General features: G+C 61.1%; 12 protein-coding genes and 1 pseudogene. 10 read left to right on the forward strand and 3 right to left on the reverse strand.

Annotation, left to right across the window (positions count from 1 at the left end; translation table 11 throughout):
• From AC1DRE_RS14415 to AC1DRE_RS14425, 3 genes and pseudogenes are all read left to right on the forward strand, one after another.
• A pseudogene (locus AC1DRE_RS14415) lies at window positions 1-303 on the forward strand (isocitrate lyase); the annotation flags it as partial.
• 85 nt (window positions 304-388) lie between these two features.
• Window positions 389-2035, forward strand: a complete 1647-nt coding sequence (gene aceB, locus AC1DRE_RS14420) for a malate synthase A (RefSeq protein WP_476985249.1) — start codon at window positions 389-391, stop codon at window positions 2033-2035.
• A gap of 143 nt (window positions 2036-2178) precedes the next feature.
• Window positions 2179-3417: an IS256 family transposase gene (locus tag AC1DRE_RS14425; protein ID WP_476985364.1), complete on the forward strand. Its 1239-nt coding sequence runs from the start codon at window positions 2179-2181 to the stop codon at window positions 3415-3417.
• 841 nt (window positions 3418-4258) lie between these two features.
• On the opposite strand, the gene AC1DRE_RS14430 is transcribed toward AC1DRE_RS14425, so the two are convergent.
• Window positions 4259-5023 (reverse strand): SDR family NAD(P)-dependent oxidoreductase, encoded by a 765-nt coding sequence (locus tag AC1DRE_RS14430; protein ID WP_476985250.1) that lies wholly within the window; start codon window positions 5021-5023, stop codon window positions 4259-4261.
• 808 nt (window positions 5024-5831) lie between these two features.
• On the opposite strand from AC1DRE_RS14430, the gene AC1DRE_RS14435 reads away from it, so the two are divergent.
• A complete protein-coding gene (locus AC1DRE_RS14435) occupies window positions 5832-7802 on the forward strand; it encodes an MFS transporter (protein WP_476985251.1) in 1971 nt (656 codons plus the stop codon).
• 298 nt (window positions 7803-8100) lie between these two features.
• Here the strand turns inward: AC1DRE_RS14435 and AC1DRE_RS14440 are convergent, their stop codons facing one another.
• Both AC1DRE_RS14440 and AC1DRE_RS14445 read right to left on the reverse strand, forming a co-directional pair.
• Window positions 8101-8226, reverse strand: a complete 126-nt coding sequence (locus tag AC1DRE_RS14440) for a helix-turn-helix domain-containing protein (RefSeq protein ID WP_476985365.1) — start codon at window positions 8224-8226, stop codon at window positions 8101-8103.
• A 264-nt stretch (window positions 8227-8490) separates the two neighbouring features.
• Window positions 8491-8703, reverse strand: coding sequence for a hypothetical protein (locus tag AC1DRE_RS14445; RefSeq protein ID WP_476985252.1), 213 nt, complete (start codon window positions 8701-8703; stop codon window positions 8491-8493).
• Between the two features lie 100 nt (window positions 8704-8803).
• Here AC1DRE_RS14445 and AC1DRE_RS14450 point away from each other — a divergent pair, with 100 nt between their 5' ends.
• The 6 genes from AC1DRE_RS14450 (at window position 8804) to AC1DRE_RS14475 (ending at window position 14769) form a co-directional block, all read left to right on the forward strand.
• Complete coding sequence (locus AC1DRE_RS14450; RefSeq protein WP_476985253.1) at window positions 8804-10186, forward strand: MFS transporter; 1383 nt, start codon at window positions 8804-8806, stop codon at window positions 10184-10186.
• 756 nt (window positions 10187-10942) lie between these two features.
• Window positions 10943-11851, forward strand: coding sequence for an SMP-30/gluconolactonase/LRE family protein (locus tag AC1DRE_RS14455; protein ID WP_476985254.1), 909 nt, complete (start codon window positions 10943-10945; stop codon window positions 11849-11851).
• A gap of 189 nt (window positions 11852-12040) precedes the next feature.
• Complete coding sequence (locus tag AC1DRE_RS14460) at window positions 12041-12292, forward strand: recombinase family protein (RefSeq protein WP_476985255.1); 252 nt, start codon at window positions 12041-12043, stop codon at window positions 12290-12292.
• Between the two features lie 131 nt (window positions 12293-12423).
• Window positions 12424-12801, forward strand: coding sequence for an SDR family oxidoreductase (locus AC1DRE_RS14465; protein ID WP_476985366.1), 378 nt, complete (start codon window positions 12424-12426; stop codon window positions 12799-12801).
• A gap of 224 nt (window positions 12802-13025) precedes the next feature.
• Entirely contained in the window at window positions 13026-13769 is a 744-nt protein-coding gene (locus AC1DRE_RS14470) for an SDR family oxidoreductase (protein ID WP_476985256.1), read from the forward strand.
• Between the two features lie 145 nt (window positions 13770-13914).
• Window positions 13915-14769 carry a helix-turn-helix transcriptional regulator gene (locus tag AC1DRE_RS14475; protein ID WP_476985257.1) on the forward strand — a complete coding sequence of 285 codons (855 nt, stop codon included), beginning with the start codon at window positions 13915-13917 and terminating at the stop codon, window positions 14767-14769.
• Window positions 14770-15018: the final 249 nt, after the last annotated feature.

The raw sequence follows: 15018 nt of genomic DNA on the forward strand, positions 1-15018 counted from the left end.
ATCGCGAAGTTCCAGCGTGAACTCGGCGCCATGGGCTTCACGTTCCAGTTCATCACCCTGGCCGGCTTCCACGCCCTGAACTACTCGATGTTCGACCTCGCCCACGGTTACGCCCGTGAAGGCATGAGCGCCTACGTCGAGCTCCAGGAAAAGGAATTCGCCTCCGAGTCCCGCGGCTACACCGCGACCAAGCACCAGCGCGAAGTCGGCACCGGCTACTTCGACGACATCGCAACTGCGCTCAACCCGAACGCATCCACCCTCGCACTGGTCGGATCGACCGAAGAGGGCCAGTTCCACTAAAAACTCATCCGGCTGAACAGCTGCAGGTTACTCTTCCGCGTCACCTGATTGCTCTTCAGCTGTACCCTGCAGCAGGAGAAGTCCGATGAACAGCATTACTGACATTTTGGCCACCCATGGCATTTCTTTGACGGCCCAGCCGATTTGCCGGCAGGACGAGGTGCTGACTCCGGACGCGCTCGAGTTCGTTGCCAAGCTGCACCGGGCCACGGCCGAGCGCCGGGAGGAACTGCTGCAGGCACGCCGGGCCAGGCGTGCCGACATTGCCGGCGGGCAGGACCCCCGGTTCCTGCGGGAGACCGAGCACATCCGCAACGATCCGTCCTGGCGGGTCGCTCCCCCGGCACCCGGACTAGAGGACCGCCGCGTGGAGATCACCGGCCCGGTGGACAAAAAGATGACCATCAACGCCCTGAACTCCGGCGCCAAAGTGTGGCTCGCGGACATGGAAGACTCCTCCACACCGTCATGGCGGAACGTCATCCAGGGCCAGCTGAACCTCACCGACGCCCTGGAACGCCGGATCGATTTCACCTCCCCCGAGGGCAAGGACTACAAACTCCGCCCGGCCGGCGAACTGCCCACCATCGTGGTCCGCCCCCGCGGCTGGCACCTGCCCGAAAAGCACATGCTCATCAACGCGACGCCGATCGCCGGCGGCATCGTGGACTTCGGCCTGTACTTCTTCCACAACGCCCGCCGCCTGCTCGCCCAGGGCAAAGGCCCGTACTTCTACCTGCCCAAGATCGAAAACCACCTCGAGGCCCGGCTCTGGAACGACATCTTCATCCTCGCCCAGGACCTGCTCGGCATCCCGCAGGGCACCATCCGCGCCACCGTCCTGATCGAAACCATCACCGCAGCCTTCGAGATGGAAGAGATCCTCTACGAACTCCGCGACCACGCCTCCGGCCTGAACGCCGGCCGCTGGGACTACATCTTCTCCCTCATCAAGAACTTCCGCACCCGCGGACCCCGCTTCGTCCTCCCGGACCGCGGCCAGGTCACCATGACCCAGCCCTTTATGCGCGCCTACACCGAACAACTCGTCCGCGCCTGCCACAAGCGCGGCGCCATGGCCATCGGCGGCATGGCCGCAGCCGTCCCCAACCGCAAGGACGAGGCAGCCAACGCCAACGCCTTCGAAAAGGTCCGTGCCGACAAAACCCGCGAAGCCAACGACGGCTTCGACGGCTCCTGGGTGGCCCACCCCGACCTCGTGCCGGTCTGCCGCGAGGTATTCGACTCCATCCTGGGCACCAAGCCCAACCAGCTGGACCGCACCCGCGAGGACGTCACCCCGGACGACCGCGCCCTGATCAACGTGGCCGCCACCCAGGGCACCATCACCGAGCAGGGCATCCGGAACAACATCGAAGTCGGGATCCGCTACATCGAATCCTGGCTCCGCGGCAACGGCGCCGTCGCCATCCACAACCTCATGGAAGACGCCGCCACCGCCGAAATCTCCCGCGCCCAGCTCTGGCAGTGGATCTACGCCCGGGCCATCACCGACCACGGCGAAATCATCACCAACCACTGGATCGAAGAGCTGCTGGACGAGGAGTTCGCCCGGCTTGAACGCAACCCGGGGGATCTCTTCGAAGACGCCCGCGACATCTTCGAAGAAGTCACCCTCGGCCACGACTTCCCGTCCTTCCTCACCCTCCCCGCCTACGCCCGCTACCTCACCAAAGCTCCCAACGGGCGGGATGCGCTTTCACAGGCTTAGTCAAACGTCGGCCAGTCCAGCAATCCCATCGCAACAGGAATCCCGAAAGTCGGGTGCTGGGAGTGTCTGAATAACGGTGGATCCGGGGTTGGCCTGACACGCCGGGCGGTGCCTGGCGGGGAGGACTGATCATGAGCGGAACCATGGATCCCATGGCGACTGAAGTGGATCAGCAAGAGTTAGCACAGCAGCTCCTGGCCCAGGCCAGAGAGCAGGGCATCGAGCTCGTCGGCCCGGACGGGCTGTTGAACCGGCTGACGAAGAACGTCCTGGAGACCGCTCTGGAAGCGGAAATGGACGAACACCTCGGATACGAAAGGCACGACGTGTCCGGGCGCGGGAGCGGGAACTCCCGCAACGGCACTCGCACGAAGACCGTGCTGACCGAGATCGGGCCGGTGGAGATCGACGTGCCGCGGGACACCGGCTCGACGTTCGACCCGCAAACCGTGAAGAAGCGGCAGCGGCGGCTGACCGGCGTGGATGAGATCGTGTTGTCGCTGAGCGCGAAGGGCCTCACGACCGGAGAAATCGCAGCCCACTTCGCCGACGTGTTCGGCGCAAGGGTCTCCAAAGACACGATCTCGAGGATCACCGAGAAAGTCATCGGCGAGATGACCGAGTGGCAGAACCGGCCGCTGGACCGGGTCTACCCGGTGGTGTTCATTGACGCGATCCACGTCAAGGTCCGCGACGGGCAGGTCACGAACCGGCCGGTCTATGTCGCAATCGGTGTCAGTGTCAACGGTGAACGGGACATCCTCGGGCTGTGGGCCGGGGACGGCGGCGAGGGCGCGAAGTTCTGGCTCTCGGTGCTGACCGAAATCAAGAACCGGGGCGTCGAGGACGTCTGCATCACGGTCTGCGACGGGCTCAAGGGCCTGCCCGAGGCCATCAACACCGTGTGGGAACTGGCCGTGGTCCAGACCTGCATCGTGCACCTGATCCGCAACACCTTCCGTTATGCCGCCCGCCAGTACTGGGACGAGATGTCGCGGGATCTGCGCCCGGTCTACACGGCACCGTCCGAGGCCGCGGCCAAGGAACGGTTCGTGGAGTTCTCGACCAAATGGGGCCGGCAGTACCCGGCGATCACCCGGCTGTGGGAGAACGCCTGGAGCGAGTTCGTGCCGTTCCTGGACTACGAGGTGGAAATCCGGCGGGTCATCTGCAGCACGAACGCGATCGAATCCCTCAACGCCCGTTACCGGCGCGCGGTCAGGGCCAGGGGCCATTTCCCCACCGAGCAGGCGGCCCTGAAATGCCTTTATCTGGCGACCCGGGCACTGGACCCGACCGGCAAAGGCAGGGCACGATGGGCCTCACGGTGGAAGCCGGCTCTGAATGCCTTCGCCATCAGCTTCGACGGAAGAATCAACTAAATGCCAACCGTGGATCCACCGTTAAACGGACACTCCCCGGGTGCTGGGCTGACTGCGATAGGTGATGCCTACTGCTTACAGTTCCCGGGTAAGAGGCGTCGTCATAGCTCCGCGTACCGTTCCATAGCGGTACGCGGAGTGGCGGTGCTAATGATTCCTTAATTGGCCGCAGGGTGGGATCACAGCCCTTGTTTTGTGCAGAAGCTCGGAGGCCGGCGGGAACGCGTCGTCAGCAGAAGCCATGATGGGTAAAGGCTTTAGGCAATTCCTTATCTCGCAAGTCCTTGTGGTCGCCAGGTGATGGCGATCGCGTCTCAGACATCGCGGGTATAAGAGGGGACGGCGGGGAAACGAACATGATATGTGGAGGCTGTGCTCTGATCGGGTGGCAGGTAGGAGACCAGGCTGGTATTCACACGTCAACGACCCGAGGATCGTCGCATATTTCAACGGCGTATCGTGGGGCTTGATGACAGATGGTTTACTGCTCCCGTCGCAAATGCAGGACACTATTACTGCACTGGAGTTGCTGCACCCTTCGAGTCGCAGACATCTGTTGGCAGGTTTATAAACGCTGGATGGTGGTGGTGCATCGCAGCGCCACAACTGTCTGAACGCAAGCAATAGCATCTCCCGGACAGCGTGCTCTATCTGGAATCCGGCGTTTCCGCAGTTCAACCAACCGCTACGGCGATAACTGCATTCAGACGCAGGCGTTGGGCCTTCCGTATCAAAGGCGCCCGGTGGATTTAGATGACTACCTGGTCGGACTCCGTTTCCGTGAGAAGCCGATTAGTCTGAGTACGTGGCGTTCGTACAGCATTACCGTGGCGATGTGCGCCTACCAGCTTTGGTCCGCGGCACGCACGAAGACTTCATTGACCGCGACTCGACGTTTGCTGGTGACCACGTAAGCGATGGCATCAGCAATATCCTCGGGTACAAGCCTTTCGATGGAAGATATTTGCGCCTGCACTCCTGTGCGCAAGCCCTCCCGGGTGTGCGAGGCAAGCTCTGTGTCAACATTGCCGGGTTCGATAACGCTGACCCGTACCCGCTGGGGCTGCATTTCCTGGCGTAGTGCCTCGCTGAAACCATTCACGCCGAACTTAGTCAAGTTGTATACAGCGGCGTCTGCACGGGCGACCCTGCCGGCCGAGGAGCTGATGTTGACTAAATCCGAGGTGCGTCGCGGTTCCTCTGCCGCAGCCTTGATCAAATGCGGCAAAGCGGCCCTCGAGACATAGAGGAGACCAAGCACATTCACGTCGATCATTCGCTCCCATTCACCCTCCGGTGCTTCCGCGAACGGGCCGACAAGCATTGCCCCGGCATTATTGACGACGATATCCAGCCGTCCGTACTTGCCCACGGCCTGCTCGATAGCAGACTCTGCGCCAGCCCGGGATGTTATGTCAGCAGTAATTGCCTGCGCCTTGCCACCCTCACCCCGAATAATTTGTGCCACCTGCTCAAGACGTTCAGCCCGTCTGGCCACCAGCGCCACCTGTGCGCCCTCCCTCGCAAGGCGTCGGGCCGTTGCTGCCCCGATCCCGCTGCTAGCGCCTGTAATGAGTGCAACCGTTCCTTCAAGCTCATACACCACAATTACCCCTCATCTCCCGGACCCCTCTTGGAGTCGTCTTCACCTACCCTTGCATTCTTGCACCGTTTTTGACTACGATTCCAATAGTGAAGGGTTAAAGCCCGTTTGTTCTGTTTACGAACGTCTTCTGTGGTCGTGGGCGTGAGGCGGATCATGAGAAGAAACTCACAGGAGAGTCATGGGAATGCTCAAGAAAAAGGATGCCTTGGTTGCTGGATCACGAAGGGCTACTGATGCCTACGGTAAGCAGGACTCTTTCTTCATTGGCGGGGCTCGGCGCGCCGCCAAGCCCGACCGATCCCTCTGATGTGATCTCCCCGCGTTCGAAAGAGCAGACTGGACGTGTCGCTTCTGCGTCGCGGAAAGACAGTGACGATGCAGTCGCCGCGCTCCGAAGGGTCCTTCGACGAGGGCCCTTCGGAGCAAGCGGAGTACCTGAGTCGTATCGCTACGGGGATAAAGTAGCGCCAGCACGAACTGGCGCCGTCGATCACCGAAGAACTCGGTTGTTCTCTGCCCCTTTCGCAGTATTACATGGTCGTAGCGCCGGTGATGAGCTTCAACTACTTCGCCGAAGTGGGGCGCGCGCTGGGGTGAAGCCGAACGGGATGTTGGGGCTGAGTGCGACCGTGTACTTGAAGTCCACCCTGGTGACGAGAAGGCCCCAGTTCGTGGCCTTCTCACGCAGTACTGCACTGGCGTGCTCCAGTTCGGGTCTCCCGAGGCGACGTCCTCGACTTTGGATAACGATAAGGTGAACAATCCCTCACCCTCCGACGGTAGAACCTGCTCCAGCCGAAAGCGACAGATGCCGCGCTCCAACGCCTTTACTCCGAAACGCCCATCCGCCTCCGCTATCACCGCAGTACTGGCCCTCAGTGGCACCGTCGTTGCGCTGATGCAAACATTGGTGGTTCCGCTCCTCCCGGAATTCCCCGAAATCTTGGAAGTCAGTGCCGACGACGCGTCTTGGCTCGTCACATCAACCTTGCTCGCCAGCGCCGTGGCGACTCCGATCGTCTCGCGCAGCGCGGACATGTACGGCAAACGCAAGATGATGGTGGTGTGCCTGGCCATCATGGTGGCAGGTTCGGTTTCGGCGGCTTTGGGCGGTTCGTTTGTGTGGCTGATCATCGGGCGGACCCTTCAAGGCTTCGCCACTGCTCTGATTCCCGTGGGAATCAGCGTCATGCGCGATGAACTGCCTAAGGAGAAGCTGGGCTCGGCAGTCGCGTTGATGAGCGCAACCATGGGTATTGGCATGGCTATGGGCCTGCCCCTTGCTGGAGTCCTGTATGAGAGCCTGGGATGGGCATCGATATTCTGGGCCTCCGCTGCCGCAGGCACTTTGCTGCTCTTTGCCGTAGTGCTGGTAGTCCCTGAGTCCAGGATCCGTACGCCTGGTCGCTTTGACTTTGCTGGCGCGTTGGTGCTGTCTGCAGCCTTGGCTGCCTTGTTGTTGGCCATATCCAAGGGCGGTTCCTGGGGCTGGGGTTCCGAGCAGGTTCTCCTGCTGTTCACAGCTGCCGTGATACTTCTTTCCGTATGGGTGCCCTATGAACTTAGGGTCAGCCAGCCGATGGTGGACTTGAGGACCTCGGTGCGCCGCCCGGTGCTGATGACCAACGTGGCGTCGTTGCTTATCGGCTTCGCTATGTTCGCCAACATGCTCCTCACCACGCAGCAGCTGCAGCTGCCAGCCTCCACCGGCTACGGTTTCGAGTTGAGCGTGATCAGCGCCGGCTTGTGCATGGTCCCGTCCGGGCTCGCAATGGTGTTGTTTGCACCCCTTTCGGGGCGGATCATCCGGGTCTTCGGCGGGAAGACTGCGCTGCTGGCCGGGGCAGTCGTCATGATTGTGGGCTATGTGGGCCGCGTCTTTTTCTACGATTCCATCGCTTGGGTGATCATCGGTTCAACGGTGGTGAGTGTGGGAACGGCGATAGCGTTCGCCTCAATGCCGACCCTGATTATGGGTGCGGTGCCCATCACTGAAACTGCGTCCGCGAACGGGCTGAACAGCCTGGTGCGGTCCATTGGCACCTCAACGTCGAGCGCTGCGGTTGCCGCCGTTCTCACCTCTGTCACCATGACGATCGGAGCTGAGCGCTTCCCCGCCTTCGATGCATTCAAAGACGTGTTCTGGATGGCAGCCCTTGCCTCGGCCGCGTCCATGTTGGCCGCGGTCTTCATCCCACGCGCTACTGCACAACAGCAGCCACCCGCCCCCGTTGTCCCTGCTGGTGAGCTCGTTGTACGAGGACGTGTCCTGGCCGCCGACAGGAGGCCCCTCACCCCCGCCGTAGTTACGGTCCTTGACATTGGCGGGGACCCGGTGGACTGGAGCCGCGTGAATGCCGAGGGAAACTATTCCGTGGCCCTGCCCGGCGCTGGGAAGTACCTCATGGTGGCCAACACGGCCGGTTGGGCGCCGATGGCCGAGGTCTTCGAATTCGATGGCCGCACCCTGGAGCATAACTTCGAGCTTCGGAACCGGCTGATGATCAGTGGCGCAGCCAGCGCGGGCAGCAACGCGCTTGCGGGAGCGGTAGTGACCCTGCTCGAGGCCGGCGGCGGCTATGTGGCCACCACGCAGACGAACGACGATGGCGTGTATGCCTTTCCGCTGCCCCCTGCGGGCCGCTACGTCGTGACCGTGCTCCATCCGCTGACGGAGCAGGCAATGGCGCAGAAGCTTGCGGTGGACAACCGTTCGGTCAGCCTGGACTTCGCCGTGCCAGCTGTGGAGCAAAGTTCTGAAGAGCCGGTGGGAGCATAAGCGGCACGAGCCGCGATGCGATCCTCCAATCCGCATCGCACCTTTTCGGGGAATGCGGTATCGTGCCGTCACCGTGCGTGACATTGCCGGGAAGGAGCGTATTCACCCAAGTGTCAGGAAGTCCGGAAGTCAAGCCCACTTCGGCGGTTTCCACCCCCGAGGCGGACGAGAATGGCCACCTCAGCAGCCCTATGGGAAAAATCAAAGAATTTCCAGTGCTTGTCTGTAGAGTGCCACTCCGCAGCGGTAGGCGTCACGCCTGTAGGAATCCGTTCAATGAGGGTGTTCGGATTTCACGTTAGAACTGACGGATTTGCCGGGTCAGCGCCGGCTGGGAAATCTTTAACGCCTCCGCGGCCCGGGTCACCGAGCCTTGACGATATGTCGCGGAGAGTAATTCAGCTGTTGTATCTCCATGCCCCAGAAGCGGAGCACTCCCATAACTCTAGGGTATACCGGGGCGGCTCAAACGGTATTGGAAGTTAAAGTCTCCAGCGCATCTAATTGTGACTGGAGACACAACTAGTGCCTTCCAGACAAACTGCCTGCCATCACCTAAGGAATTACGGTCAATGACGACTACTCCCCAAGCTCCACAACAGCCATACCACTCCTCACGCACTTGTTCTGCTGGGCATCTTCACCATGACTTCAGTTGACGGAGCCATGTGGCGCCCCGCCCGCTGATTCAGTCGATATGGGGCTCGGTGTGGTGCGGGTCGGTGGGATTACTTTCGCCGAAATCCATGGCGCTCTCTGTCTGAACGAGATCATAGACGCAGTACATATTGGCATAGCGGGCGCCGGAATCACGCGGTTTGAAACCGTGCCAGGTTGACGGCAGCCCGCCTGCCATCTCCGAGTAATAATCTCGACTGTCGTCCACGAGCGTGAGCTTCACGGTCCCGGTCTGGGCACGTCCGCCACCGAATGCGTGACGGAGTCTACTTAGCGATCGCGACCATTCTGTATTCCAATATTTGAAACATCAGAGGAGAACTATGACTAATGTGCTTGAGCAGGAAGGCCCGATGCTTGACGCTCGTCTGGACCGACTACCTATAACTAGACGGCACATCGTTTGGACATCGATCCTAGGACTGGTGTTTCTTGTTGAGGTCTTCGACAATGTGGTGTTCGCTTCGTTGGCCCCGGCGATCCGCAACGAATGGGGCCTCACAATAGGCGAGATCGGCGTACTGGCGTCGTCTGTGTTCATCGGCATGTTCATCGGCGCTGTGGTTGGCGGACGTCTGTCAGACCGGTTTGGGCGGCGACCCGTGCTGGTAACGGCATGTTTCGTCTTCTCGCTGGGCTCACTGGGTTCCGCGTTGGCTCCCTCGTGGGAGTGGCTGCTGGCCTGCCGAGTCATCACAGGCATCGGAGTGCAGGCAGCCGTCGGCGTGCTCCTGGTCGTGGTGAGCGAGATGTTCCCCAGCGCGAAGCGTGGGCGCATCTTCACGGTGCTTACGTTCATCGGGTTCGCCGGCGTACCGATCACAGCATTTACTGCTCTCACGATCGTTCCATCCGGGCCTAGCGCGTGGCGATGGGTTTTTGCCCTGGGCGGCGTCGGCATCCTTGTCGCTCTTCTCGTGCTCCGCTTCGTCCCCGAAACTGTGCGATGGCAGGTGGCACACAGCCGCAATGAGGCAGCGACTCGCACGGTGTTGTTCCTCGAGAAGGCTGCTCAAGAGCGAGGACAGGTGTTGCCAGAACCCCAGCCTCTGACCCCGATTCAAACACGGCAGAAACTACGCGATCTATTTCGCGGGCAAGTGCTCCAGCGCCTGATCGTCATGTCTACAGCGTTCGGCATCTACCTCTTCTGCCTGGTCAGCTTCCAAGCATGGATCCCGACGATCCTCACCTCTCGCGGGATGACACAAACGGCGGCCTTGCAGTTCGCAAGTGTTGTCGCGCTGGCGACGCTCGTGGGCCCAGTAATTATCTATTTCTTCGCCGATAAGGTCGAGCGCAAGGTGATCCTTTTCGTTGCCTCCGTGATCGCAGCGGCTGCGTTGCTCCTCTTTGCATTCGTCAGTGACCCCGTGGTGAGCCTCATCGCCGCTTTTGTGGCGAGCATGGCCGGGACCAGCATGACCGTGTCCTTTTACACGTACATTCCCGAAGTTTTCCCCACGGCGCTTCGCGGTGTGGGCGTCGGCGCAGTCAACGGTGCAGCGCGAGTCACTGGTTTTCTCTCGGGAATCTCAGTTGCAGCGATATACACAGCATGGGGATTTCAGTGGCTGTACACCATCCTGGCGTGTCTGTTCCTCGTGGCCGGAACGATCATCTTGGTCTTCGGCATCCGAACCACAAACCGGTCGCTTGAGGTCGTCAACGAGCTCGCGGTCGTCAACGAGGTAGTGAAGCGTTGAATGGCATTCGGGAGTAAGACTGAGTGAGCTTCCTGTGACGCGCCAGCACTTACCCTCGATGGGCAAGTGTGAAGTCGCGGGCGTACTCCCTCAATCAGAAGTCACGTCCCGGTGAGCCGACTACGCCAGATGATGATTGCTCGAAGAATGACGCCTCCGCGATCGGTGAGTGCGTTGATCCACGCCGTTTACGATGAGCGATTTGATCGGATCGCTGTGAGATGACCGCCCTAATGCCGCGTTCGCGAAGGTGCGTGCGGATTGCTCTGGTGAGCCGAGAGGGGCTACTCGCGGGCCGTGCTGCTGCGAGTTCGAAGTAATTGGTGCCCGCTAGGCGGCTTGCGAGCGTCAAGACGACCCGGCCGAAGCGTTGGACCAGTGGTTGCGGGCTATGAAGGAGTACTTCGGCGGCTTCATTGGGCTGCCGGATCCGTTCATGCCCGAGGCCCACGCGCTGGATCCAGAGAACGGAGCAGTTCTTGCGTGCCACGCAGAGCGGCGGGCAAGCACGCCTGTCGGTTCGAGACTTCGACCCGTCCTCGCGGTTTGTTCCATCGCCTGGAATCGCCTGGACTAGAAGCAACGGGCTCGAAGAGGATTCGCTGAGTCGTCGGCGCTTGCTCATCGCGAGTGGCTACCGCGAGCGGGGCGAGAAAGCATCAACCGTTGGACACCCCTGGCTCACATAGTTTTAATCCGCCGGCGCCCTGTACTCCAATTTTCATCGTCAGTTCAGTTTCATCAAGGAGGAAATATATGGATTCGCCAAGAGTGTTGCCCGCCGACGCTCGCCGTATCGTGGCGCAGGGTGATCTCGGATATCTCGAGGCTGCTCGCTGGCATCGTGGAGCGCTGTGGTTTTCGGACATGAGCCGGCGTATGATCTGTCGCCTTTCCCCTGGCGGTCTGCCCGAGGATGTCGTTGATGTGCCCGGACGGCCGTCAGGTCTGGGCTTTGACCCTGACGGGGCACCTTTGGTAGTTTCCATGGAGGATGGACGGCTGCTGCGTGTGGACAGTGGTGGGTTGGAGGAACTAGCCAACCTCGCTCCGGTCGCATTTCATCCCAACGACATGGCCGTGGACCGAGAGGGTCGCGCATATATCGGTCCGCAGGGCTACCCCTTCGGAAGCGATCCCGTCGGTGTGGGCTTGATCATCCGCCATCCCGACGGGCGAATTGACACCGGCGGCCAGGATCTCATATTCCCCAACGGCATCGCCATCTCCGGTGACGGGCGAACCCTCGTCGTCGCAGAGTCGTTCCGGGCACCACGTGCGCGACTCACCGCGTTCGATGTAGCGGACGACGGGACTTTGCTGAACCAGCGTGTGTTCGCTGAGTTCGGCTCACCGGACACAGAGACCGTGGATGGTATCGGTATCGACAGTGAGGGCGCGGTATGGGCTGCCTTTCCATGGATCGGAGAATTTCGGCGTGTCCGTGAAGGCGGCGAGGTCACAGACGTCATCCGGATTGAGCCGGACACCGTCGCATATCCCGACGGCGGAGCTTTCGCTGTTGATGCCGTGCTCGGTGGACCGGAAATGCGGACCCTTTACCTGCTCATCTCGGATACAAGTCCAGAGCGACTCGTCAATGGCTTCGATGCTACGGGTCGCATCGAAGCCATCGAGGTCGATGTGGCAGGAATTCGGGACTGACGGGACCTTCTGGGGCGCTGTCATACTGAACCACACCCAAAACTGACGGGACCCAATGTGTCTTGACTCCTCTGGGACGGGTTAGAACCCAACCTGACAGGATGAGGGTTGGAGGCGCCGGTGACTGGACAGCGATCGGGACACCGCGGTGGTGCACAGCATGGACTGGCTCGCTCGCAAGGGGTGCGTGTGGACTTCGATAAGGAAAGTCTGGTCTTCACGGGCGAGGACTCCCCCACGGTCACTCTCATGCTCTCCGTCATGGGCGCCTTCGCTGAGTTCGAACGCTCCCTCATCAGGAACCGGCAGCGGCAAGGCATCGCCCTGGCTAAGCAGCGCGGCGCCTACAAAGGTCAGGAAGAAGACCCTGACGCCGGAGCGGGCGGCCGAGCTGGTCCAGCGCGCCGGCAACGGTGTTCGGAAAGCCGCTCTTACTCGTGATTACGGGATCAGCACGGAGACGGTTTGCCAGTACCTGCGACACACCGACCTGGAGTGAACCGCTGCCCTGCCGGCGCCGTCCTTCTGCCTGTGGAGTTGATCGATCAGTGGCGGTGTTCTGCGACCGCTCCGTGGCGTTTAGTTCCCGAAGACGAGGTGACGGCGGCCGCCTCCGCGGCGTCCAAAGGCGCCGTCCGCGCGCTCACGAAGCACGCAGCGAACTACTTCGCGGGCGACAGTATTCGCGTGAAGTAGGTCCACCGGGTCCTATCTACACGGCTCTGATCCAGAACTACGGCACCACGAAGGAAGAGGCCGCTGACCCGGCCAACTCGATACTTCCTCCTCATATCGGAGATGCCTCCGATATTGCCTACGGAATCCTTTACCTCTCCTCGGACGAAGCGAAGTTTGTCAAGGGGGAAGAGCTGATCATCGATGGCGGTTACGCCGCGCACCAGCCTCTCCGATCAACTTCAGCACCGGCGACTGTGGGACGGGAGAAATAAGGCATTGACCCACGCGTCATGGGGTGAGCCTCTGTGCCAGCTTGACAAAGAACGCGGTCGCTGGAACCCGCGGATCTGTTCGAGCAAACTACCTGCCGGCGCGTCGAGCGCCGACCGGGGATCGCTGATCCATGGATAACTGGACTCTCCCTCGGGTGTGAATATCCAGCTACCGTCGCATCAGCGGTCCGAAACGGGACGGCTACGACGAAGGAGCTTCACCCATGAACATCACCGGAAACACAATCCTCATTACCGGCGGCACCTCGGGCATCGGCCTGGGCCTTGCGTTGCGTTTGCACGAGGCTGGCAACACCGTAGTCGTCGCCGGACGTCGAACGGGACTTTTGGATACGATCACGGCAGAACACCCCGGTATCGCTGCCATTGAACTCGACGTCACCGACCCCGATTCCATCGCCCGGGCCCGGGCCAGCCTTGAGAACACTCACCCTGAGCTGAACATCCTCGTGAACAACGCCGGGATCCAGCTCAAAGAGAACCCCCTCGATCCATCCGATGTCCGTCTCGCAGAGCAGCACATCTCGACCAACCTCCTCGGACCAATCCGGACGGCTTACGCCTTCACGCCCCTTCTCGCAGGCAAGGAGGGAGCGGCTATCGTCAACGTCACTTCGGCACTCGCCTTCGTGCCCTTCCCCACAACGCCCACCTACAGCGCGACGAAGGCCGCCCTGCACTCCTTCACCGAAAGCCAGCGCATCCGACTCGCCGAGACCGGCATCCAGGTCGTCGAGATCGTGCCGCCGGGAGTCCGCACCGAACTGATGGGCCAGCAGGACGCCGAACATGCCATGCCGCTTGACGAGTTCCTCGACCAGGTCCTCTCTCTGTGGCAAGAAAACCCGGACGCCCAGGAGCTGGTCGTAGAGAACGCCAAAGGAATCCGGGGCGCCGTCGCCGACGGCTCCTACGGGCAGCTCCTGACCATGTTCAGCAGCTTCTGAGCCAACCGCCCGCCGTTGCATGGCCGATCCGCATGAGACGGGACCCGCGTGCTCGACGACATCGCTCTCGAACACGCGGTCCCAATCAATAGCGGGGGACAACCGATCCCTGGCTAAGCTCCAGCGACCGCCCCATGATGGATACATGGATAAACGCCTTCTCGCCGAGTTTCTACGATCCCGTCGCGAACTTCTGCGACCACGCGACGTAGGGCTCTCGGAAGGACCGCGAAGACGAGCCCCAGGGCTCCGCCGCGAGGAGGTCGCTCAGCTGGCCAGCATGTCAACGGACTACTACGCCCGACTCGAGCAGCAGCGAGCTCCCACACCGTCGACGCAAATCGCAGCATCACTGGCACGGGCCCTCCGTCTGACCCTCGATGAGCGCGACCACTTATTCGCCCTCATCGGCCACAACGCGCCAGGCCGCTTTGACCGCACCGAACACGTGAGCCCCGCGCTCATGAGTGTGCTCGACGGCCTGGCCGACATCCCGTGCCTCGTCCAGAACGATCTCCACGACACCCTGGCGATGAACCCACTCGCGGTAGCGCTCATCGGAGACGAGACAAACTTCACCGGTCTTGCCCGGAGCGGGTTCTACCGCTGGTTCACCGACCCCAACGAGCGTCGTCTCTACCCTCCCGAGGCGCACGAGATCCACGGGAGGTTCCTCGTCGCCCGCCTACGGATGGCCACCACCACGGGCAGCGACACCGCAAGGGCCGAACATCTCGCGGCCGAACTCTCCAACCTCAGCGCCGAGTTCGTCCGCCTATGGAACTTTCACGAAGTTGCCCTCAGATATGACGACTGCAAAGTCCTCATCCACCCCGAGCTCGGACGAATCGACATCGATGCCCAGATGCTCTTCACCGAAAACCGATCCCAGACCCTCCTCCTGCTCAACCCGGGCGCAGGCGGAGACAATCGCAGCAAACTCGATCTCCTCAAAGTCATCGGACGCCAGGGCCTCGGACTCCCCATCGCTACAGACTGACCAAGGCCGGGCAATCGATCCCCACTCCGTCACAACGGAGTGGCGGTCAGCCCCAATGTCGTAGCAGCCCCGAGCTGAACGTCATCGGCCGCGGAAAACACCTAAAGGGGATGCCAATGCAAAGAACCGACCTCGATACAAGAAGGACAAATCATGCATATTCCATGCAGCACATCCAAAGAGATCACCACACCTGAAGGCACAATTTGGAAAAACGTGTTGAACGAGGAAGTAGGTATCTCCTACCAA

The organism is Arthrobacter sp. P4_H3 (genome assembly GCF_056400885.1).

What these genes read in the sequence shown, in the direction of transcription:
- aceB (WP_476985249.1), top strand. Translation starts at nt 389, where the DNA reads ATGAACAGCATTACTGACATTTTGGCCACCCATGGCATTTCTTTGACG.
- AC1DRE_RS14425 (WP_476985364.1), top strand. Translation starts at nt 2,179, where the DNA reads ATGGATCCCATGGCGACTGAAGTGGATCAGCAAGAGTTAGCACAGCAG.
- AC1DRE_RS14435 (WP_476985251.1), top strand. Translation starts at nt 5,832, where the DNA reads ATGCCGCGCTCCAACGCCTTTACTCCGAAACGCCCATCCGCCTCCGCT.
- AC1DRE_RS14450 (WP_476985253.1), top strand. Translation starts at nt 8,804, where the DNA reads ATGACTAATGTGCTTGAGCAGGAAGGCCCGATGCTTGACGCTCGTCTG.
- AC1DRE_RS14455 (WP_476985254.1), top strand. Translation starts at nt 10,943, where the DNA reads ATGGATTCGCCAAGAGTGTTGCCCGCCGACGCTCGCCGTATCGTGGCG.
- AC1DRE_RS14470 (WP_476985256.1), top strand. Translation starts at nt 13,026, where the DNA reads ATGAACATCACCGGAAACACAATCCTCATTACCGGCGGCACCTCGGGC.
- AC1DRE_RS14475 (WP_476985257.1), top strand. Translation starts at nt 13,915, where the DNA reads ATGGATAAACGCCTTCTCGCCGAGTTTCTACGATCCCGTCGCGAACTT.